The 17,096-nt window shown below is 57.9% G+C and carries 34 protein-coding genes and 1 pseudogene; 31 read left to right on the top strand and 4 right to left on the bottom strand.

The window, feature by feature from the left end; all coding sequences use genetic code 11:
- Positions 1-97 precede the first annotated feature (97 nt).
- Positions 98-634 (top strand): hypothetical protein, encoded by a 537-nt coding sequence (locus tag BW14_RS07005; RefSeq protein ID WP_140489829.1) that lies wholly within the window; start codon positions 98-100, stop codon positions 632-634.
- 193 nt (positions 635-827) lie between these two features.
- Entirely contained in the window at positions 828-980 is a 153-nt protein-coding gene (locus BW14_RS12290; RefSeq protein WP_258186077.1) for a hypothetical protein, read from the top strand.
- Positions 981-1,263: 283 nt separating this feature from the next.
- Here BW14_RS12290 and BW14_RS06995 read toward each other — a convergent pair whose 3' ends face one another.
- Entirely contained in the window at positions 1,264-1,449 is a 186-nt protein-coding gene (locus BW14_RS06995) for a hypothetical protein (RefSeq protein ID WP_140489825.1), read from the bottom strand.
- A 38-nt stretch (positions 1,450-1,487) separates the two neighbouring features.
- Between BW14_RS06995 and BW14_RS06990 the strand changes: the two genes are divergently transcribed.
- The 16 genes from BW14_RS06990 to BW14_RS06925 all read left to right on the top strand — a co-directional run bounded on the left by BW14_RS06990 (position 1,488) and on the right by BW14_RS06925 (position 9,748).
- Complete coding sequence (locus tag BW14_RS06990; RefSeq protein ID WP_140489823.1) at positions 1,488-1,751, top strand: hypothetical protein; 264 nt, start codon at positions 1,488-1,490, stop codon at positions 1,749-1,751.
- A gap of 3 nt (positions 1,752-1,754) precedes the next feature.
- Entirely contained in the window at positions 1,755-2,105 is a 351-nt protein-coding gene (locus BW14_RS06985) for a hypothetical protein (protein WP_140489821.1), read from the top strand.
- The gene (locus tag BW14_RS06980) at positions 2,102-2,380 is read left to right on the top strand and encodes a tight junction protein ZO-3 (RefSeq protein ID WP_140489819.1); all 279 of its coding nucleotides are present in this window, start codon (positions 2,102-2,104) and stop codon (positions 2,378-2,380) included. Before BW14_RS06985 ends, BW14_RS06980 begins: the two co-directional genes overlap by 4 nt.
- A 13-nt stretch (positions 2,381-2,393) precedes the next feature.
- Positions 2,394-2,555 carry a hypothetical protein gene (locus tag BW14_RS11965; protein WP_181162324.1) on the top strand — a complete coding sequence of 54 codons (162 nt, stop codon included), beginning with the start codon at positions 2,394-2,396 and terminating at the stop codon, positions 2,553-2,555.
- Positions 2,552-2,797, top strand: a complete 246-nt coding sequence (locus BW14_RS06975) for a WhiB family transcriptional regulator (protein ID WP_140489817.1) — start codon at positions 2,552-2,554, stop codon at positions 2,795-2,797. The genes BW14_RS11965 and BW14_RS06975 overlap by 4 nt, the downstream gene beginning before the upstream one ends.
- Positions 2,794-2,967, top strand: coding sequence for a hypothetical protein (locus BW14_RS11960; RefSeq protein WP_181162323.1), 174 nt, complete (start codon positions 2,794-2,796; stop codon positions 2,965-2,967). The genes BW14_RS06975 and BW14_RS11960 overlap by 4 nt, the downstream gene beginning before the upstream one ends.
- 165 nt (positions 2,968-3,132) lie before the next feature.
- Positions 3,133-6,693 carry a DNA methyltransferase gene (locus tag BW14_RS06970; protein WP_140489873.1) on the top strand — a complete coding sequence of 1,187 codons (3,561 nt, stop codon included), beginning with the start codon at positions 3,133-3,135 and terminating at the stop codon, positions 6,691-6,693.
- A gap of 31 nt (positions 6,694-6,724) precedes the next feature.
- Complete coding sequence (locus BW14_RS06965; RefSeq protein WP_140489815.1) at positions 6,725-7,075, top strand: hypothetical protein; 351 nt, start codon at positions 6,725-6,727, stop codon at positions 7,073-7,075.
- A gap of 81 nt (positions 7,076-7,156) precedes the next feature.
- Positions 7,157-7,372 (top strand): hypothetical protein, encoded by a 216-nt coding sequence (locus BW14_RS06960; RefSeq protein WP_140489813.1) that lies wholly within the window; start codon positions 7,157-7,159, stop codon positions 7,370-7,372.
- Positions 7,369-7,971: a hypothetical protein gene (locus BW14_RS06955; RefSeq protein WP_140489811.1), complete on the top strand. Its 603-nt coding sequence runs from the start codon at positions 7,369-7,371 to the stop codon at positions 7,969-7,971. Before BW14_RS06960 ends, BW14_RS06955 begins: the two co-directional genes overlap by 4 nt.
- Entirely contained in the window at positions 7,968-8,237 is a 270-nt protein-coding gene (locus tag BW14_RS06950; RefSeq protein WP_140489809.1) for a hypothetical protein, read from the top strand. The genes BW14_RS06955 and BW14_RS06950 overlap by 4 nt, the downstream gene beginning before the upstream one ends.
- A gap of 13 nt (positions 8,238-8,250) precedes the next feature.
- The gene (locus BW14_RS06945) at positions 8,251-8,682 is read left to right on the top strand and encodes a hypothetical protein (RefSeq protein WP_140489807.1); all 432 of its coding nucleotides are present in this window, start codon (positions 8,251-8,253) and stop codon (positions 8,680-8,682) included.
- Positions 8,679-9,074, top strand: coding sequence for a hypothetical protein (locus tag BW14_RS06940; protein WP_140489805.1), 396 nt, complete (start codon positions 8,679-8,681; stop codon positions 9,072-9,074). The genes BW14_RS06945 and BW14_RS06940 overlap by 4 nt, the downstream gene beginning before the upstream one ends.
- On the top strand, positions 9,071-9,328 hold the full coding sequence (locus BW14_RS06935; protein ID WP_140489803.1) for a hypothetical protein: 258 nt from the start codon (positions 9,071-9,073) through the stop codon (positions 9,326-9,328). The genes BW14_RS06940 and BW14_RS06935 overlap by 4 nt, the downstream gene beginning before the upstream one ends.
- Before the next feature lies 1 nt (position 9,329).
- Positions 9,330-9,521: a hypothetical protein gene (locus BW14_RS06930; protein ID WP_140489801.1), complete on the top strand. Its 192-nt coding sequence runs from the start codon at positions 9,330-9,332 to the stop codon at positions 9,519-9,521.
- Positions 9,518-9,748, top strand: a complete 231-nt coding sequence (locus tag BW14_RS06925) for a hypothetical protein (protein WP_140489799.1) — start codon at positions 9,518-9,520, stop codon at positions 9,746-9,748. Before BW14_RS06930 ends, BW14_RS06925 begins: the two co-directional genes overlap by 4 nt.
- A gap of 39 nt (positions 9,749-9,787) precedes the next feature.
- On the opposite strand, the gene BW14_RS06920 is transcribed toward BW14_RS06925, so the two are convergent.
- Positions 9,788-10,378, bottom strand: coding sequence for a hypothetical protein (locus BW14_RS06920; RefSeq protein WP_140489797.1), 591 nt, complete (start codon positions 10,376-10,378; stop codon positions 9,788-9,790).
- A gap of 27 nt (positions 10,379-10,405) precedes the next feature.
- On the opposite strand from BW14_RS06920, the gene BW14_RS06915 reads away from it, so the two are divergent.
- The 13 genes and pseudogenes from BW14_RS06915 to BW14_RS06860 all read left to right on the top strand — a co-directional run bounded on the left by BW14_RS06915 (position 10,406) and on the right by BW14_RS06860 (position 16,014).
- Positions 10,406-11,380, top strand: a complete 975-nt coding sequence (locus BW14_RS06915) for a hypothetical protein (RefSeq protein WP_140489795.1) — start codon at positions 10,406-10,408, stop codon at positions 11,378-11,380.
- On the top strand, positions 11,364-11,819 hold the full coding sequence (locus BW14_RS06910; protein WP_140489793.1) for a hypothetical protein: 456 nt from the start codon (positions 11,364-11,366) through the stop codon (positions 11,817-11,819). Before BW14_RS06915 ends, BW14_RS06910 begins: the two co-directional genes overlap by 17 nt.
- Positions 11,820-11,900: 81 nt before the next feature.
- Complete coding sequence (locus BW14_RS06905) at positions 11,901-12,806, top strand: hypothetical protein (protein ID WP_258186074.1); 906 nt, start codon at positions 11,901-11,903, stop codon at positions 12,804-12,806.
- Positions 12,796-13,083: pseudogene (locus BW14_RS12285) on the top strand (Bro-N domain-containing protein); the annotation flags it as partial. The gene BW14_RS06905 and the pseudogene BW14_RS12285, both read left to right, overlap by 11 nt.
- Before the next feature lie 36 nt (positions 13,084-13,119).
- Positions 13,120-13,569, top strand: coding sequence for a phage antirepressor KilAC domain-containing protein (locus BW14_RS12280; protein ID WP_258186083.1), 450 nt, complete (start codon positions 13,120-13,122; stop codon positions 13,567-13,569).
- 2 nt (positions 13,570-13,571) lie between these two features.
- Positions 13,572-13,808 carry a hypothetical protein gene (locus BW14_RS06895; protein WP_140489791.1) on the top strand — a complete coding sequence of 79 codons (237 nt, stop codon included), beginning with the start codon at positions 13,572-13,574 and terminating at the stop codon, positions 13,806-13,808.
- Position 13,809: 1 nt separating this feature from the next.
- Positions 13,810-14,082 (top strand): hypothetical protein, encoded by a 273-nt coding sequence (locus tag BW14_RS06890; protein ID WP_140489789.1) that lies wholly within the window; start codon positions 13,810-13,812, stop codon positions 14,080-14,082.
- A 2-nt stretch (positions 14,083-14,084) separates the two neighbouring features.
- Positions 14,085-14,351 carry a hypothetical protein gene (locus tag BW14_RS06885; RefSeq protein WP_140489787.1) on the top strand — a complete coding sequence of 89 codons (267 nt, stop codon included), beginning with the start codon at positions 14,085-14,087 and terminating at the stop codon, positions 14,349-14,351.
- Between the two features lie 3 nt (positions 14,352-14,354).
- Complete coding sequence (locus tag BW14_RS06880) at positions 14,355-14,588, top strand: DUF6582 domain-containing protein (protein ID WP_140489785.1); 234 nt, start codon at positions 14,355-14,357, stop codon at positions 14,586-14,588.
- Positions 14,589-14,596: 8 nt separating this feature from the next.
- Positions 14,597-14,818, top strand: a complete 222-nt coding sequence (locus BW14_RS06875) for a hypothetical protein (protein WP_140489783.1) — start codon at positions 14,597-14,599, stop codon at positions 14,816-14,818.
- Positions 14,811-15,239, top strand: coding sequence for a hypothetical protein (locus BW14_RS06870; RefSeq protein ID WP_140489781.1), 429 nt, complete (start codon positions 14,811-14,813; stop codon positions 15,237-15,239). Before BW14_RS06875 ends, BW14_RS06870 begins: the two co-directional genes overlap by 8 nt.
- A gap of 105 nt (positions 15,240-15,344) precedes the next feature.
- Entirely contained in the window at positions 15,345-15,677 is a 333-nt protein-coding gene (locus tag BW14_RS06865) for a hypothetical protein (RefSeq protein WP_140489779.1), read from the top strand.
- Positions 15,670-16,014: a hypothetical protein gene (locus BW14_RS06860; protein WP_140489777.1), complete on the top strand. Its 345-nt coding sequence runs from the start codon at positions 15,670-15,672 to the stop codon at positions 16,012-16,014. Before BW14_RS06865 ends, BW14_RS06860 begins: the two co-directional genes overlap by 8 nt.
- Positions 16,015-16,356: 342 nt before the next feature.
- Here BW14_RS06860 and BW14_RS06855 read toward each other — a convergent pair whose 3' ends face one another.
- Both BW14_RS06855 and BW14_RS06850 read right to left on the bottom strand, forming a co-directional pair.
- Complete coding sequence (locus tag BW14_RS06855) at positions 16,357-16,698, bottom strand: hypothetical protein (RefSeq protein ID WP_140489775.1); 342 nt, start codon at positions 16,696-16,698, stop codon at positions 16,357-16,359.
- A gap of 157 nt (positions 16,699-16,855) precedes the next feature.
- Positions 16,856-17,074 carry a hypothetical protein gene (locus BW14_RS06850; protein WP_140489773.1) on the bottom strand — a complete coding sequence of 73 codons (219 nt, stop codon included), beginning with the start codon at positions 17,072-17,074 and terminating at the stop codon, positions 16,856-16,858.
- Positions 17,075-17,096 lie beyond the last annotated feature (22 nt).

The following is a 17,096-nucleotide window of genomic DNA, read 5'->3' as shown; positions in this document are numbered from 1 at the left end:
ACTGTCACAGCAGCGAATGCGCCCGCGCATTGTCGCACACGTTGATGTGCAACAGGAAATCGGAGCAATCCCATAAGACAAGGAAGGGACGCCGCTGATGGCGAACGATCCGAGCATCGAGTTCACCGGCTACTGCGGTGACATCAGGGATTTCCGCAACGGCGGCTGCATCATCCCCGTCATGGTCACCCCCTCGTACAAGGACAAGCAGTCCGGCCAGTGGAAGGACAAGCCCACACTCTATTTCGATGTGAGCCCGCTGTCGAATCAGGCGAAGGATTGCGTCGACCAGATACGCCAGTACAGGCAGCAGGGGTTGAGCGTCAAGGTGCTGGTGAACGGGAGCTTGTCGAAGCGTGTCACCGAGAAGGACGGGAAACGGTACGAGAATCTTGACGTGGCGGCACGCACCTTGGCGGTGTTGAGCGCCAAACCGAAGAACCAGACAGCCGCGCCGAACGGCCAGCTGCCGAACGGTTTCAGCCAGCCGGCGCAATCCCAGTACAATACGCAACCCCAGCAGCCGGTTCAGCAGACTCAGCCCACGGTTCAGCAACCTCAAGCGGGTTGGCCTCAACAGCCGGCTGACCCGTGGGCGGGAGGATATTATGCCAGTGGCCCGGACAGTTTCTGACCCGCCAGCCGAAACCCGGCTATTGGTCGAGTCCCGTGACATGCACCAGTGCGTCAGATGCGGCGGCTCATGGCATTGGGCCGGCATGAGCATCCACCATCGGCGTCCACGCTCACACAGGTTCCCCGGTTTGAACAATCCTTCGAATCTGATCGTGCTGTGTGGCAGTGGTTCTGTCGGATGTCATGCGTGGGTGCATCAGCATCCTTTGGAAGCGTATGCGAACGGTTGGCTGGTGCATGGGACGAAAGACGAGACCGACCCGTTGAAAGTGCCGGTGTTGACGAAACAGCATGGTCGCGTGCTGTTGGACGACGAGGGAGGTTGGACGCCATGCGCGCAGTAGCCGATGAACCGTATCCGATCTGGTGGGAGCAGCTTCCACCCCACACGTTCAAACTGTTGGTTCAGGGGTGGAAGCTGAGACACAGGCGGTCCACTCCCCCGGCTCATGCAAATGGTCAGGATGACGAACCGTGTGCGGAACGCTTGACCGACTAGCGGACTGTTTCGCATGTTCCGCACCGTTCCGTCACTCGCTTTATGAGAGCGACGAGACCATGTATTTCCAACTGTTGGCGGCGGCGTCGCGTCCACCGTCAACCGGACACCATAACACGAAAGAGGTATCAGGTATGGGCAATGGCATCGACCGTGATCTGGTCGTTGTCACCGTCCGTTTCGCTGACAACGACCAGATCACGTTCCGATTGCACGATGACGGGCGTATCGGAGCTGATTTCATACCGGATGATTACGAGGTTGTCCACATGCGGGATGGCTTGCAACGTATCCTTCTCGCTCTCACGGAACAACTGTGTTTCGACAAGTGCAAGTTCATCAAGGAGGACATATGAGCATCGTCAGCCGTGAGGCCGAACTGAAATACCCCACCGGCGTCCCCGGCATGGACCCCGCGCCGCTGCGCTCCGGCTACATGGACGGTGCGGACCGTGAATTCACTCAAATGGAAGTGGAGGCTGCGGCGCACACGCTCGCCAAGGAGCTGGACAACGCGGACTGGGGTGGCATCACCCCGCATCAACGGTTCATGTACTGGGAGATTGCGCAGAAGGTGTTGGAAGCGGCCCGCAGTCAAGCCTTGAGGGAGGAGTGAGCCATGGGTTTCGTGAGTACCTCCAGAAGAAAAGCACGCGACATGTCTTTCACCGTGCATGAACGATACACGTATTACTCGGCCTACTGCGATGCGGTCGGCTGCAATGCGCATCTCGAGCTCGCCGTACCGGTCGAACGGTATACGGACGACTACGACATCGACCTTGACGGGGATACCGGCTGCGTCGAATACGCTGACGGCGACTATGAGGGCGACGATCTCAGAGGCTATTTCTGCGAGTCGGAGCAGGACGCCCTACGCATCGCCGTGCAGCACGGTTGGCAGGAAGGCAGTGAAGGCGTGCAACGAGTCCACATGTATTGTCCCGGACACACGGAGGAAACGGAATGAGCATCCGCAGATTGTTCCAGGATTGGAGCCTTGAAAGCCTCGCGGGACTCGTATATATGGTTCTTGCAATGTTCGCCATCATGGCGGTTCTCCTGCTGACAGGCCTCACCATCTGGCAGTCCGGCACCACCGAACCCGAGCAGACCGTCACCCACTGGGTGGACCGGCAGGGCGACGTGCAACGCCTGTGCCTCGCCTACAAGACCGGCGACCACGTGGACGCTTTGAGCTGTGATCTGATCGACCCGATGACCGGAGACGCTCATGGTCAGTGACGAGAAACGGCGCATGGTGTTGAAATGGCATGATCGCGGCTATGGGAGTCCTGATATCAGCAGACTGCTGAACATGCCGGAGGAAGAGGTCATAAACATCATCTTCAACCGGACCCAGAAGACGGCATCCCAGTCGCCGGAGTTCATCGAACCCCCATTGTTCGGGGAACCATGACCGATTGGCGGCATAAGGCGGAATGCCGGGACATGGACACGGACCTGTTCTTCCCCGCCACCCCATTGGAACGACGCCTCGCATTGAACATATGCGAACGGTGCCCGGTACAAGAACAATGTCTGAGCTTCGCTGAAACACATGACCGTATCGACGGATACCCGTTGCAAGGCGTGTGGGGAGGCGTGGACTTCTCACTCGGCCACCACAAGCGACTGTTGGAAAGGAGGAGACACAGGTGAGCAAGGCGAAAAGCGAAGCATGGCAGATGCTCATGGACAATCCGCACGTCAGCACCGACACCATACAGACGGTGACCGGACTGTTGCACGAGGAGATCGACTACATGCGCACCCGGCTGGAATGGTTGAACCATTACGAAACGGAGGCTGATCGTGGGCTCGATTGTTGACGATCATTCGGAGACGCCGCCTGAATACCGGTATTGCCCGGTGTGCGGCGGAATCATGAACGTGTGGGGCCGGTGCATTGATTGGCGTCAGCATGACGACCCCACAGAATCCTACAGAGACGAGGACTCACATTGAACAAGAACACTCAGAAAACCATGCGGGACATGACCTTCGGGGAAATCCTCGAACAACGTCCCCTCAATGATATCCCCTATGAGGCGTTCGTCAGAGGCAAGGTCGATTACGAGAAGTACTTCGGCTTCGACATCGACGAATCGGAACTGTCACCCTCCCTGCTGCCGCATCAGCGAGATTTGGTGCGGTGGGCGGTCAAGGGCGGACGCCGCGCACTGTTCGAAAGTTTTGGGCTGGGCAAGACGATACAGGCGTTGGAGATCTGCCGTCTCATTCTGAAGCACAAGGGCGGTAAGGCGTTGATCGTATGCCCGTTGGGTGTGCGTCAGGAGTTCCAGCATGACGCGGAAACACTGTTGGACGGTTTGACGGTTACGCCTGTACGCCGTGACAGTGAACTCGATGGGGATGGCATCTACATCACGAACTATGAGAGCGTGCGTGATGGCCGTCTCCACGTGGACGGCTTCACCGTCGTCTCATTGGATGAGGCTTCGGTGTTGCGCTCCTACGGGTCGAAAACCTACCAGTCGTTTCTTGGCATGTTCAAAACCGTGCCCTACCGGTATGTGGCTACGGCGACACCGGCGCCGAACAGGTTCAAGGAGCTGATTCATTACGCCGGGTTCCTCGGCGTCATGGACACGGGCGAAGCGTTGACCCGCTTCTTCAAACGAGATTCCACGAAGGCGAACAATCTGACCATCTACCCGCACAAGCAGCAGGAGTTCCGCCTGTGGCTGCACTCGTGGGCCGCGTTCGTCACCCGGCCTTCCGACCTCGGGTATGAGGACACCGGTTATGATCTGCCGCCCTTGGACATGAACTGGATAGAGGTCAATGCGGATGATTCCCGCGCCGTGGACACGGACAACCGGGGCAACGTCGCATTGTACGCGGACGCCGCCGTGAGCCTGAGCGCGGAAGCGCGCGTGCGCCGTGACAGCACGCCCGCACGAGTGGAGAAGGTCGCGCAGATCATCACCCGACACTCCCCCATCTCACAGTGCGTCGTCTGGTGCGATTTGAACTATGAGCAGGACGAACTGGAGAACATGTGCAAACAGCACGGATGGTCGTATTCGTCGGTGCGCGGCTCCCAATCGGAGGATGTACAGGAACGCGAACTGGAAGCCTGGAAGAACAAGGATAGGCAGATTCTCATAGGCAAGCCGATCATGCTCGGCTCCGGATTGAACCTGCAACAGTGCAACAAGGCTATATTCGCCGGATTGTCCTACAAGTTCAACGATTTCATTCAGGCGGTGCATCGTATCCAACGTTTCGGCCAGACGCGGACCTGTCATATCTGGGCGATTTCCGCGCAGTCGGAACGAGGTGTCAGGGACACGTTGAAACGCAAATGGAAGGATTACGAGGTTTTGAGGGACGGCATGGAGGATGTCATGAAACAGTACAAGCTCAGCCGCGTGGAGATCGCGGACGCTTTGAAGAAGGACCTTGGCGTGGAACGCGTGGAAGCGGGGTCGAGCCTGTGGACGTTCGTCAACAATGATTGCGTCGAGGAGACGAAACGGTTGGATGACGATTCCGTTGACGAGATCGTCACGAGCATCCCATTCAGCAATCATTACGAGTACACGCCGAACTACAACGATTTCGGCAGCACTGCGGGCAACCGTGAGTTCTGGGAGCAGATGGACTATCTCACCCCGCAACTGTACCGGGTGCTGAAACCGGGGCGCGTCTACTGCTGTCACGTGAAGGACCGTATCCTGTTCGGCAACGCGACAGGCACCGGCTTGCCCACGGTGGACCCGTTCCACGCGCAGGCGATAGCCCACGGGTTGAAGCATGGCTTCGATTTCATCGGCATGATCACCGTCGTGACCGACGTGGTGCGGGAGAACAATCAGACATATCGTCTCGGCTGGAGCGAGCAATGCAAGGACGGCACGAAGATGGGCGTCGGATGCCCTGAATACGTGCTCCTGTTCCACAAGCCCCAAACCGACCGTTCCAAAGGGTATGCGGACATTCCGGTAGCCAAGTCGAAGGACGATTATTCTCGCGCACGCTGGCAGGTGGACGCCCACGCGTTCTGGCGTTCCAGCGGCAACCGGCATATCAGCCCCGACGAATACCTGAAAATGGACGTGCAACGCATGTCGAAAACGTTCACCGAAGAGACCATGCGGAAAATCTACGACTACGAGTCCCACGTGAAGATCGCGGAAACCATCGACGGTGAAGGCCGCTTGCCCGCCACGTTCATGGCATTGGCACCCGGCTCATGGGCACCCGACGTGTGGACCGACATCGTACGCATGCGCACCCTGAACCTGGAACAGTCCAAACGTGCGCAAACACTCCACGTCTGTCTCGCCAAGGGGTCTCTTGTGTTGACCGCGACCGGATACAAGCCCATTGAACAGGTGAAGGTGGGCGAACTGGTGCTCACCCACAGGAATCGTTGGCGTCCGGTCGAACAGGTGCAGTGCACCGGCGTGCGTGAAGTGGTCAAGGTAAAGGCTCAGGGCGTGCCGGGGTTGACCCTCACCCCTGATCATAAGCTGTGGGCCAAGCAGGTGACGATGGTCTCCCAGATCGGCAACCGTGCGGCTTCCGTCGAACCGGATTGGCTGGAAGCCAAAGACTGCGGAGGCTCCTATGTGAACATGAAAGACCTGCCGGGTCTTCCGGTTGCGGAGAATCCCGATACGGAATTGTGGTGGATGGTTGGCCGTTGGATTGCAGATGGTCATATGGATAAGCGTGGACAGGCCATAATCAGCGTCGGACGAGACAAGTGGGCTGATTTCGAGAACCATCTCGGACGGTTCGCCGGTGCGACTCCGAGTGAGGGTAGCGCCCTGCAATTGCAGTTGCATGACGAGGGCCATGTTCTGAGGGACATCGTGGAGCAATGCGGGAATGGCGCGTCGAACAAGCATCTTCCGCCGCAGGCGTTCTCCCTCGACCTTGAGTCGATGAAAGCGCTTCTCGCCGGGTATCTGTCCGGGGATGGCTTCTATGTGGCGGAACGTGGCACGTGGATGGCTACGAGCGTCAGCCGTAGGCTTGTGATGGAGATCGCCGTAATCGCTCAAACCGTGTACGGCACGATTCCCAGCATCCATCCGGGTAAGCCTGAACGTGACTGCGTTATCGAAGGCCGGACGGTTCATGCGCATCAGGAGTGGGTTGTCTCGTTTGACGATAATTCTCGTTCCCGCCGCAAGAAGCCGTTCATTCTTGACGATGGCGCATGGAAGAAGGTTCGTTCGGTCGAACCTGCCGGGACTGCTGAAACATGGAACCTTCGTGTCGCGGAAGACCACTCTTATGTGGCCGAAGGTTGCGTCGTCAAGAACTGTCCTTTGCAGATAGATCTTGTTGAGCGGCTTATCCGCCGTTACTCGAATCCGGGCGAACTGGTGTATGACCCGTTCGGCGGCATCGGCACGGTGCCGTCCGTGGCGGTGCGCATGGACCGTAAGGGGTATGGCGTGGAGTTGAACACGCAGTATTGGAGTGATGGTGTCGCCTATTGCAAGGCGGCTCAACAGGATGTGACCATGCCGACTTTGTTCGATCTGGAAGGGGTGGATACGGGTGTTGTCGATTAGTCTTCCGTTCACTGTCACTGCTGACATGTGGATGACGTCGAACAGTCGTCTGCATTGGTCCGAGAAGGCTCGTCATACCGCGAAGCTGCGCCGTTATGCGTTCATGCTGGGTCGTTCCGTGATGAATGCGCGTGGATTGTCCGGACCGGTGTTCGACCGGTGCGTGGTTGACGTGTCTGTCATGTATCCGCGTCAGGGTCGTGCCGACCCGGCGAACGTTTCCCCGGTGGTGAAACCCTTGTTGGACGGTTTGACGGACGCGGGCTTCTGGCCTGACGACGATTCAGCGCATGTCATGGCCGTCACCTACCGGCGTGACCCCGTGAAAAGCCGATACGGCACTCATATGGTCACGTTGACCATCACGGAGGCGGGCGAATAACCGTCCCGCCTCTACATGCCGCACCCCACTACCGGGGTGCGGCCCCTATCAAACACACCTATATATAAGGAGTGATACGTCATGGCAGACGTGCAAGTGAACGACTACCGGGTTTTCATAGCCTTGAAGGAATCCATCGGCGAGCTTGATTGGATCGGCAACATTCGCGGCATTAACGTGCTGGCCCACGCCGTCGCGACTCACCCGATACTCCACCACAAGAAGGCAGGAGGAAAGGATTACGAGGAATGGACGAAAACCGTGGGCGACACATGCGATTTGGAGAACTGGGAATGAGCCGGGATTATTCGCGCGCGGCCACCACGCGCATGCTCAGTTCTTTGGTGGAGAAGCGGTTGAACGCGAACCGCATGTATTGGAGTGCGGAGGTCACGTTCGACAAGTTCACCGACCATGAGCGGCGCATCGACTACGTTGCGTTCAAACCGTGCACGCCGGAATACCGGTATGAGTGCTACAGCGTGGAACTGGGCACGTTCGAATGCTATGAGGTGAAATCCTGCCTGGAGGACTTCAAGTCCGGCCACGGGTTGAGCTTCTACGGCGACGAGAACTATCTGGTATGCGAATACGGTCTGGCCGATTACCTGCACCGGTATGGGATGCTTCCCGAAGGCGTGCACATACTCGTGCCCGACCGGAACCATACGCGGCTCCTGCACAGGTGGGCGCACGCCGACTACAACCGTCCCCAGCATCGCACGCGGACGGCGGCTGAAATGCTGTGGGCCATCGCATCCTGCCACAAGGGCGACGAATACCTGTACGAGCCGGAAACACTCAAACCACTGCCCGAGGAGGACACGGTGAAACAGGCCATGACGTTCCTGCCCGGACACGAGAACGACCCCGACAAGAAGGAGGACAAGGAATGATCGGGCATAAGCCGGGCGTGTTGGACAAGTGCCCCATCTGCCGGGAAAAGTTCAAGAACACGGATAAGGACGTGAAACTCTACCAGCTGCAATTCATGCGCTGGCCGCTACCCAGAAACATGAAGGCGCAGACCATCTGGTATCGGATCCACGAGCATTGCATCGAGGATTATCCGGCTGACTGTGAGCAGCAGCTGGCCGGCTTGTACGTGAACCCGGGTGGAATCGCCATCATAGACGACTCCCATACCTGCCAATACGAGTGAAAGGAAACCTAACATGTACGAGGATTACGAGGTCCACAAGACGCGCCCCGCTTGGGACGGCGAACTAATCGCCGTGTTGAAGAACGGCAACAAGGGCCGCATCGTCACGATGACCGCCGGAGGTAACTTGCCCACGGCATTCCAAGTGCTGATGTCCGAGAATGGCACGTGCACGGTGAGCGAACGTGAGATCGACCATTATCTCACCCCGCCGAAACCGAAGAAGCTGCCTGACCATCCGGGCTTGTGGAAGGACAAGGACGGCCGTTTCTGGCTGTGCATCCGCAACGAGACGGACTTTCGCGGAGGTCTGGCGGTCATGAGAATCGTGGCCCCGCAGTCCGACGTTTCACTGGGCTGGTGCAAACCCGATGCGGTCAAGCGCGTCGCGGACTGCGCGAACCTCGCCCCGTTCACCGAATTGGAAGTCAAGGAGAAGCAATGAGCATCGCCTATTACGTGCTACGCAAGGACATTCCCGCCGACTGCGCGTACGACGTATGCGACGACATCGGATACGAGACCGAATACAGCAGGGGCGTCCGCTTGGATGTCACCTACCTGTACGACGACGACATACAGGCGAAATATCCGGAACTGTATGCGGACTGGCTGGACGGCAAGACAGCAGGCGAGGTCGCGAAAACATTGCATAGTGTGATACTGCGCGCCCGCGCCAAGGAGTTCCGCGACTATCAGCCACTGCACGGCAATGAGCATAAATGGTTGGATAGGGATGACCGTATGCGCCGTCTGAACATCATGCTGAACGGGTTGAGCAGGCTCGTGATGGTGTGCACGAACCATCCCGACTGGCGGATAGTGGCGGAATCATGAGCGGCAACGACCCGACGCCAACCAAATGCAAGGCGTGCGACACTGTGAAGCCCCGTCGTCTGCCGACAGCGGGACTCTGCCGACACTGCTGGTACGAGCAGCATCCACAGGCGGCGGAACGGGAGCGGGTGAAAGCCCGCGAACGCTACCTGGAACACAAGGCCCTGTTGCAGGAGCTTGCCCTTGAACCATTCCATGTGGATATCACCATACCGGAATTACAGGAGTACATACGCGAATGCAGAGGACAATAGGATGACCGGACGCGGGGATGACCGTAAGCTCATGGACTGGCTTACGCGCAAGGGGTATTCGGTGGTGCGTTCCGCACGCACCCAGCATTGGAAGATCTACAAGGGCGAGCGGTTGGTGGCGGTCACGTCGGGCACGCCTTCGGACTGGCGGAGCCGCCACAACCTGCTCAAGGATTTAAGGAGACTTGCATGAGCATCATCGGATTGGCCGTGTTCATCGGCGGTGCCATCGTCATAGCCGGTTCGTCTCGTATCGTCTACCAGTGGTTCGAACGGCATACGTTCCGTCCGGACGATGACCCCGACTGGCGTCTCTATTGCGCGGCCATGTCCATGCTGCTCGGCGTATTGGTGTTCCTTGTCTGCGTGCTCGTGCTGGTGGTGTTCCTCATGCTCGTGTTCCCCGACCATATGAGTTGACGGGTGAGGCTCATGATGACGATTGACGAATTCTCATTATCATTGGCTGACCGCTTGTGTCACATGGTCGTCACGGACTACCCCCAGTTCGGTTGTATACCCGACGAACAGTTCGACCTCGACGCTGCGAGCGGACTGCCTATACAAGTTCTGGATAGAGCCCACGCCGACCGAGCGTTTCGTGTACTCCTCTCCCGCGAGCTCGCCTTCGAGCGGCAGCTCATGGAACGCGGGCAGGTGACCGACATGCCCGCTGGCTATGGTTTCGCCTTCCAGGCGGACAGCGACGGAAACATCGAATGCGTCACGGATACTGTCGTTCAGAACGGTGAGCCGACCTTGTTCATACCGTTCGACGCGCCAACCGTACGCGGTCTGGTCACGGCCTGTATCGAACGTCCTGTGTGCGACCTTGTTCGCGTCTTCAGCTATCTGGTTCGCGTCGAATGCGAGCTTGTTGGCCCGTTGAGCAATATCGTTTGCATGCGAGGCGAGACGATTGCCTGCGTTCGAGAGACGGTTAGCATCCTCCGCATGCTGGTTGGCCGTGCGCGACTGGAACAAGGCTACGACGCTGAACGCGAAGCCGATGATCCCGAGGATGATGCTGATGATGTCCGATGCATCCATGATGCCGATTCTACAGAGAGGTGAAGCATGGCGAACGACATGGAAATCTTCGCGAAGTTCAGTGCGGACCTGTGGTGCAACGAGAAGTTCTGCATGTTCGCTGCACGTCACGCGCGTGCGGCGATCGTGTGGGTGAAGGCGATAACCTTCGCTGTGCGTAAACGCAGTGACGGATTCTTCGGGGATTATGCGGCGAGGCATTTCCTCGGCGCATGCAAGGGTGATCTTGAGGCGTTGGAAGCGCATGGTTTCATCGAACGTGTCAAGAACGGTTGGATGATTCACGACTATTCCGATGCTCAGATGTCCAGCAGAGAGATAGACGAGGCCACCCAGAAAAGGCGCGAGGCCGCTCGTAAGGCCGGTTTGGCGTCTGCTGCGGCGCGTCAGGCGCAATCCGAGTCGTCAACGGTCGTTGAACGACCCGTTGAACGACCCGTTGAACGACCCGTTGAACGACCCGTTGAACGACCCGTTGAACGAACGTTGAACGACGCAACCAACGTTGACCCAACGGAAGCCAACGTAGATATAGATATAGATATAGATAAAGATATAGATAATTTTTATTCTCCCCCTACCCCCTCACAGGCCGTCGCGACGAAGCCGGACGTGGAGCGTGTCATGCGGGAGGTCGCAGGCTTCTATCCGAGCAACCGTTTCGACGGTGCCAAGGGAAGCGTGAGATTCGACCTTGAGGCCCAGTGGCCGAAAATCGTCAAAGCGTCCGGTGGAGCCGCCGACGTGGAGGCTTGGTTCGTCGAACGTGCCAGAGCCTACGTGGCCGCGCAGGATGACGAACGGTTCGTGAAGAAGTTCAGCCGGTTCCTTGGCGCTGAGGATTACGCGACCGCATGGAAGCCGGCGCAACCCAAGCAAGCACCACCGTCGAAGCAGATGTTGAACCGCCAACATAACTTGCAGGTGGCGGTGAGTCTGATGACGGACGAGGAGAAACGCAAGTACGGCGTAACGGAGGTGGCGCATGATCAGCCTGTATGAGGCGAGCAATCTGCTGGCGACGATACGCGCACATCATGGGGATGCCCAGATCAGCGAGACGGATGTGCGCATGTTCGCGGCGGAGCTGATGCCGTCGTTGACGGTGGATGAAGCGAGACGTGCGATAGTCGAATACTATTCGACGGCGCGTGACCGCTGGTGCGGGGCCGGTGACATCAATTCGCTGGTGAGGGCCCATCGCGCCAAGATGCGGCCCAGTGAGGCGCAGATTGGCCGGGAGTGCGAGGCTCGCGGTCTGGAGGGTGACGCCGCCTGGCTGTACCGGCGCAACCGCATGCTGGGCCATGCGCCGGACGAGGCTGCACGGTTGACCGCCGGGGCTCGCGACCCGTTGGCGTTGCCCCCGGCGAGGCCGAAACGTCGGCGTGAGGGTGGCGGTTTCATCGGCTCGCTTGGATTGGGTGATGTGGTCGGGTGACACGCCGTGCTGGAATCCGTGGCGCGATCATGGTTTGATTGATGTCAGCAAAGCCAGCCCGAGACCCGGAAAGGTCGAAGGTTGGTTAACTGCGTTCAAAAACAGGCTGATATCTGCCGGTATCCGTCGTGTTGGCGTGAGATCGTCACGGACGCGCCCACCATGGTGGTGGAAGCGTCACGGCTGGCGGACGCGAGCCTGTTGTGCGCGCGGCATGAACGCCAGCTCGCGGATGATCTCGCTTGGCTTGACGCCCACTTGGATGATCTCGAGAACTATCGGCTGAACCGTGCGTACGGGCATAAGACGGGCGGCAACAATGGTTCCGGTGTCGCCCCCGCACCGGTGCGGGAATCGTTGGCGGACCTCCTGTATGCGGACGACGACCAAGGGTATCCGGGTTTGCAGGGCACGCTGTACGAGTGGGCGCGCACGCTGAAGATCAACCTGCCGGCGAATGCGCCGCTCCCCCAGCTGGTTGACCGTATCCGCCGTCACCCGAATCTCACGGAACAGGCGTCCACGCCCGTGTACGCGCAGCTCATACACCAGCTCGTACGCAAGCTGCGCCGGTTCCTCGAACCCGGTGGCGACGTGATCCTGTTGGGCGCGTGCGAGAACCCCGATTGCGACGGCACCATGACCGGTACGACATGTGATGCGGCGGCGGAATGCCGGAAATGCGGTTTGCGGCTCCCCGTGTCGGTGATTCGCGCGAGGCTCGTCCAATCATTGCTCGCTTCGTCCACCGTGTGCACGCGCACACTCTTGTTGGAGAAGGCGCGTCAGCTTGGCTTGAAGGTCAACAAGAGCACGTTGAGGTCGTGGATACGACGCGGCACACTCCCCCAAGCGGGTGAAAACCAGCAGTCGGAGCCGGTGTACCGGTTCAGCGACTTCTACCGGCTGGCAACCGGTTTGGACTCGGGAATGGACATCTGGCAGATCATCCAATCGATCACCAAAGGAGCAGGCAATGAGCAGTGATATCCGACCGTTCGATTTCGAGGGTACGCAGGTGCGCACCCTGACCACATCCGAGGGTGAGACATGGTGGGTGCTTTCGGACGTGTGCAAGGCGTTAGGAGTCGCCAACGCGCGCAATGTGGCAGCGCGATTGGATGATGATTACAAGGGCGTCCATCCAATAGACACCCTTGGCTGAGCGCAGAACACCACCATCATCAACGAACCGGGATTGTATGAGGTTATTCTTCGCAGCGACAAGCCTGATGCCAAGCGGTTCCGCAAATGGGTGACAGGCGAAGTGCTGCCGTCGATTCGCAGGCATGGCGCATACATGACCGAACGGACCGTTGAGAAGGCGTTGACCTCGCCTGATTTCCTTATCCGGCTCGCCACGCAGTTGAAGCAGGAGCGCGCCGAAAAGGAGAAGGCACAACAACAGGTGGCGGCATTGCAGCCGAAAGCGTTGTTCGCTGACGCGGTGGAAACGTCGCATACCACGATTCTCGTGGGCGAACTGGCGAAGATCCTGCGCGGCAACGGCATCGACATCGGGCAGACGCGACTGTTCGCATGGCTGAGGGACAACGGTTGGCTGATGAAAACGGGCAGTTCCCGCAACATGCCCACTCAGAAGGCCATGGAACTCGGCTTGTTCAAGATCAAGGAGACAACCGTGGTGCACAGCGACGGGCATACGAGCATCAGCAAAACCCCGAAAATCACAGGAAAAGGCCAAACATTTTTCATCCAGAAGTTCCTCACGGACAAGAAAGGACAATGATCATGGGAGAAAACCATATGACCGCGTATAAGCTGCCGGACATTCCAGGCCATGTCGCCGGCAAAAAAGCGCGTCTCACCATCGACGGCAACAAAAAGACTGTCATCGAGGGTGTGATTTCGACAATCACCGTTGAAAACGGCGGCTACCTGTCGGAAGCGACCATCACGTTTTCGTCGGGCGTCGTGACCGCAAGTTTCCGCGAGAAAACACCGCACGTGCTGGAAGTGGAGGAATGAAATGAGTGCGACGTTTGATGATAAACCGTCCGACGAGCGGGAGAGCAGCGAACTTGAGCAGCGTGTGCGAGAAGCCCTGTCCACTGTGTTGGCCGCGAAATCGTATGTGGTGATCGTGGACCGTACCACGTTGGATGATCTGAAGGATGATTCATGGCGGCTCGGCGTGTACACGCCCGAATACCAGTCGCCCATAACCACGTGTGGCCTACTGGCGTTGGCGCAGGACACCTGCCATGTGCCGTTGGAAGCCGACGACGGAACGGAGGAATAATCATGGAATTGAAAGCTACGGTCAACGTGCCGGTTAACCCGCGTCCGAGCAGCCTTCCCCCGGAGCTGGCCCCCAAGTGGGGCAGTAAGGCGGGTATCCTCACCTTGGATATCCCCACCTTGACAGACGGGCATATCAGCGAATCATTCACGGATATCACGCCCATGACGGAAATGTGGAACACGGGCAGGCTCATAGACGCATTCAACAAGGCGGCTGAAGCGTTCGATCAGGTTCTGAACTCGGAATTGACCCGGCAGGAGGAATAAGCCATGGCAAAACTCACCTCGAAGAAACGCAGCCGCATGAGGTCAACGAGCTTCGCCATTCCCAGCGAACGCAAATACCCTATCAACGACCTGACGCACGCTCGCAACGCGTTGGCGAGAGTCGCACAGCATGGCACTTCCGCAGAGAAGTCGCAGGTGCGGCGCGCGGTGAAACGCAAGTATCCGAGTATCCAAGTCAGCGGGTTGAAGAACACGAGGAAACGGAGAAGGAAGTGACCCAACTGATGCCAATCGAGAGAGAAGATTCCATACTCCCGACACCGAAGCCCATCGAGGATATGACAGTGGAAGAACTGGAGATAGCCGCCTACGCGTACGAGCTCGGTCAAGCCGACTATCGGGACATGGACTCTTGCAAAGGCTACCAGCAGAAACACGGCAGCACGCTCCATCTCACCGACTATACGAACAACCCGTACATCATCGAGGAAGTGACACATGACTAAGAATATTCGCGTCGCATGGGATGATCTCAAGCCCGGCGACAAGGTGCATCTGCACGGCTCGCATAACGTGTATGAGTTCATACGTAAACCCGATATAGGCAATCATGCTGATGATACTTTCGTGGTGAGCGTACCGGGAATCTCTCATATCGCGGTTTCACGAATCGTGTTCGATTATGCGACGCGCCACGCGCCGAGAAAACCGAAACTGCATGAACCGACTTCATGCGGGGAATATTGGTTGCGCGTAAGGTGCGACTGGAGGAAGCTGTTTGTGATGTATACGTTCGGCGGCGGCAAGTACTTCCATTATGCCGGCTACTGGTATACGACATGGGGTGGCGTGCTGAAAGCGGCCAAACCGTCAATCTTGCTGACCGCCGAAGAGTATTACACGCGCAAGGTCAAAGGGGAAATCTAATGATGGAAGAGGCCATACCCATAGCCTTGTTCGCCCTGATGTTGGGCGTCATCATCCTTATCGAGTGCACGCGGAAACATTAGGCACAGGAAGGAATATGCGAGCATGAGTGACATTTTCATCGGCTCTTTCAACCCGCCCAGTCTGGAAAACATGAAACCGTTAGGCGTATCAGCATCGGAACCGCCGTCCATCGGCGGTGACACGATTCTAGTGGATTCTGCGGCGTTCGAGCAGGCCTTCAATGTCGAGACGACCATCAGGCCGCGCGTGTACCGTGTAATCGTCACCGACGCGGACGGGCACGTGAAACGTGACGTGGCATGTCGTCTGGAAGACGCCGGGGACGGTTTCACGTTCATCCCGTGCGAAGACGCGCCGAACGCGGGAACCATCGTCATCCAAGAATCGGCATTGAAAGGATACTCGCATGAGTGACTGGAAGCCTACGCCGAACACGCCCGCCAAGCCGGAGCATTATTCGCGTATCGTGATACTCCCGCCCGTCCAATCGTTCGGACGATTGCAGGAAGATAAGTGGCTTCTGCTCAAAACGCTGGAAGAGGCGGCGGAACTCGTGGAAGCCGGCAAAACCTACCTGAAAGCCGACACGACAGCCCGCCGTGACATGGCCCGCGACGGCATGCTCAGCGAGTGGGCGGACGTAATGCAGACTTTAGTCAACACGGCCACGGCGTTCGACTTCACCGACACGGAGATTACAATGGCGATGGCCCAATGCTTGGAACGCAACCGGCGCAGGGAGCGCGTATGAGTATCAGGCGCATGTTCCCCGACATGGAAGATTGGCCGCGAGTCCCCTACAGTGAGTTTCTACGCGGGCGCGCGCATTCGGAGCCCCGCGACATCACATATCCGTGCGTGTACGGTGACGGTGAGATTCATTGGGTGAGATTCAAGCCGATCACCGTAGGCGGGATTGTAGGCGGTATGCTCGAATATGTGAAGCCGCCCTTGTATGGTGATATCGCCGCGTTCGTCCTGGACCTCAAAGCATAGTATTAAACCCGTGTGGAACGCGATATTTGACATGTTTCACACGGGTTTACGTGTTGCGGGACGGTAGAATCAGGCTCACATAATGTCAATCAGTCAGTCACAGGCCAGTCGGCAACGGCACGTCATTGCCGTAGTTGTCAATCGAGTCAACGCACAGCGTCCATAGAAACGATGTGTTCAGAGAACCGTCCGTGTAAAGCAGTCGAGTGTTCACCCAGTCGGTCATGCTTCGCATGTCGCGTTCAGTGAGACCTGCGTGATGGCAAGCTTCCAACGCGTTGGCCTTGAAGCCAGCCGGGTCTTGCATGTAGAGGCGGGTGAGCCGGTCGAAAACATCGCGTTCGATGCCTGTCGCGCGAGTGTTGGCAGAGTAATCGGATAGCATCGTGCCGCTGAGAAGCCCGCCGAGTTCGGCGTACTGTTTACGTGTGTATGTCATGATAATCCTCCTTGTGAGATGGGGTACTTGGCGTACCCCCGGTTTGTTTGCTAATCCTCAGCAGAGGCGACTATCTTTTACAGTCGCCTCTGATTATAAGCCGTTAGGGCATCCCCGCCTATGCAACACTTGCGGGGATATCTGTTGACGTGTGGCGCTAGGCCACGCGGATAGTGAGTGTGCCATCCGCGTTGAGCACGCCGTGAACAGGTTTGCCGACGCCGTGAAGACTTTGACCTCCGTTCAACAGCATGTCGATTGTCACGCCCAACAGGACGCTCAAGGTTTGCGCCTCGCTCAACGTGACGTCACGTTTCAGGTCGAGGATGTCACGCACCGTGGCACCAGTCCAGCCGGTATGGCCTTCTGCGCGCATATGCTGGGCGAGAACATCATTC

The sequence above is a fragment of the Bifidobacterium sp. UTBIF-68 genome, from assembly GCF_006408855.1.
GTDB lineage: Bacteria > Actinomycetota > Actinomycetes > Actinomycetales > Bifidobacteriaceae > Bifidobacterium > Bifidobacterium reuteri.
The sequence above is the reverse complement of the archived record's forward strand: the minus strand, read 5'-3'. Positions and strand labels throughout refer to the sequence as shown.

Excerpts from the sequence above, each read along its gene's own strand:
- BW14_RS06880 (WP_140489785.1), top strand. The coding sequence starts at position 14,355 with ATGGCAAAACTCACCTCGAAGAAACGCAGCCGCATGAGGTCAACGAGC.
- BW14_RS06955 (WP_140489811.1), top strand. The coding sequence starts at position 7,369 with ATGAGCCGGGATTATTCGCGCGCGGCCACCACGCGCATGCTCAGTTCT.
- BW14_RS06850 (WP_140489773.1), bottom strand. The coding sequence starts at position 17,074 with ATGCGCGCAGAAGGCCATACCGGCTGGACTGGTGCCACGGTGCGTGAC.
- BW14_RS06870 (WP_140489781.1), top strand. The coding sequence starts at position 14,811 with ATGACTAAGAATATTCGCGTCGCATGGGATGATCTCAAGCCCGGCGAC.
- BW14_RS06860 (WP_140489777.1), top strand. The coding sequence starts at position 15,670 with ATGAGTGACTGGAAGCCTACGCCGAACACGCCCGCCAAGCCGGAGCAT.
- BW14_RS06980 (WP_140489819.1), top strand. The coding sequence starts at position 2,102 with ATGAGCATCCGCAGATTGTTCCAGGATTGGAGCCTTGAAAGCCTCGCG.
- BW14_RS06940 (WP_140489805.1), top strand. The coding sequence starts at position 8,679 with ATGAGCATCGCCTATTACGTGCTACGCAAGGACATTCCCGCCGACTGC.
- BW14_RS07005 (WP_140489829.1), top strand. The coding sequence starts at position 98 with ATGGCGAACGATCCGAGCATCGAGTTCACCGGCTACTGCGGTGACATC.
- BW14_RS06920 (WP_140489797.1), bottom strand. The coding sequence starts at position 10,378 with ATGGATGCATCGGACATCATCAGCATCATCCTCGGGATCATCGGCTTC.
- BW14_RS06935 (WP_140489803.1), top strand. The coding sequence starts at position 9,071 with ATGAGCGGCAACGACCCGACGCCAACCAAATGCAAGGCGTGCGACACT.
- BW14_RS06945 (WP_140489807.1), top strand. The coding sequence starts at position 8,251 with ATGTACGAGGATTACGAGGTCCACAAGACGCGCCCCGCTTGGGACGGC.
- BW14_RS06915 (WP_140489795.1), top strand. The coding sequence starts at position 10,406 with ATGGCGAACGACATGGAAATCTTCGCGAAGTTCAGTGCGGACCTGTGG.
- BW14_RS06970 (WP_140489873.1), top strand. The coding sequence starts at position 3,133 with ATGACCTTCGGGGAAATCCTCGAACAACGTCCCCTCAATGATATCCCC.
- BW14_RS06985 (WP_140489821.1), top strand. The coding sequence starts at position 1,755 with ATGGGTTTCGTGAGTACCTCCAGAAGAAAAGCACGCGACATGTCTTTC.
- BW14_RS06875 (WP_140489783.1), top strand. The coding sequence starts at position 14,597 with ATGCCAATCGAGAGAGAAGATTCCATACTCCCGACACCGAAGCCCATC.
- BW14_RS06925 (WP_140489799.1), top strand. The coding sequence starts at position 9,518 with ATGAGCATCATCGGATTGGCCGTGTTCATCGGCGGTGCCATCGTCATA.
- BW14_RS06910 (WP_140489793.1), top strand. The coding sequence starts at position 11,364 with ATGATCAGCCTGTATGAGGCGAGCAATCTGCTGGCGACGATACGCGCA.
- BW14_RS06990 (WP_140489823.1), top strand. The coding sequence starts at position 1,488 with ATGAGCATCGTCAGCCGTGAGGCCGAACTGAAATACCCCACCGGCGTC.
- BW14_RS06885 (WP_140489787.1), top strand. The coding sequence starts at position 14,085 with ATGGAATTGAAAGCTACGGTCAACGTGCCGGTTAACCCGCGTCCGAGC.
- BW14_RS06865 (WP_140489779.1), top strand. The coding sequence starts at position 15,345 with ATGAGTGACATTTTCATCGGCTCTTTCAACCCGCCCAGTCTGGAAAAC.
- BW14_RS12280 (WP_258186083.1), top strand. The coding sequence starts at position 13,120 with ATGACCGAACGGACCGTTGAGAAGGCGTTGACCTCGCCTGATTTCCTT.
- BW14_RS06895 (WP_140489791.1), top strand. The coding sequence starts at position 13,572 with ATGGGAGAAAACCATATGACCGCGTATAAGCTGCCGGACATTCCAGGC.
- BW14_RS11965 (WP_181162324.1), top strand. The coding sequence starts at position 2,394 with ATGGTGTTGAAATGGCATGATCGCGGCTATGGGAGTCCTGATATCAGC.
- BW14_RS06930 (WP_140489801.1), top strand. The coding sequence starts at position 9,330 with ATGACCGGACGCGGGGATGACCGTAAGCTCATGGACTGGCTTACGCGC.
- BW14_RS06950 (WP_140489809.1), top strand. The coding sequence starts at position 7,968 with ATGATCGGGCATAAGCCGGGCGTGTTGGACAAGTGCCCCATCTGCCGG.
- BW14_RS06975 (WP_140489817.1), top strand. The coding sequence starts at position 2,552 with ATGACCGATTGGCGGCATAAGGCGGAATGCCGGGACATGGACACGGAC.
- BW14_RS06855 (WP_140489775.1), bottom strand. The coding sequence starts at position 16,698 with ATGACATACACACGTAAACAGTACGCCGAACTCGGCGGGCTTCTCAGC.
- BW14_RS06960 (WP_140489813.1), top strand. The coding sequence starts at position 7,157 with ATGGCAGACGTGCAAGTGAACGACTACCGGGTTTTCATAGCCTTGAAG.
- BW14_RS06890 (WP_140489789.1), top strand. The coding sequence starts at position 13,810 with ATGAGTGCGACGTTTGATGATAAACCGTCCGACGAGCGGGAGAGCAGC.
- BW14_RS06965 (WP_140489815.1), top strand. The coding sequence starts at position 6,725 with ATGACGTCGAACAGTCGTCTGCATTGGTCCGAGAAGGCTCGTCATACC.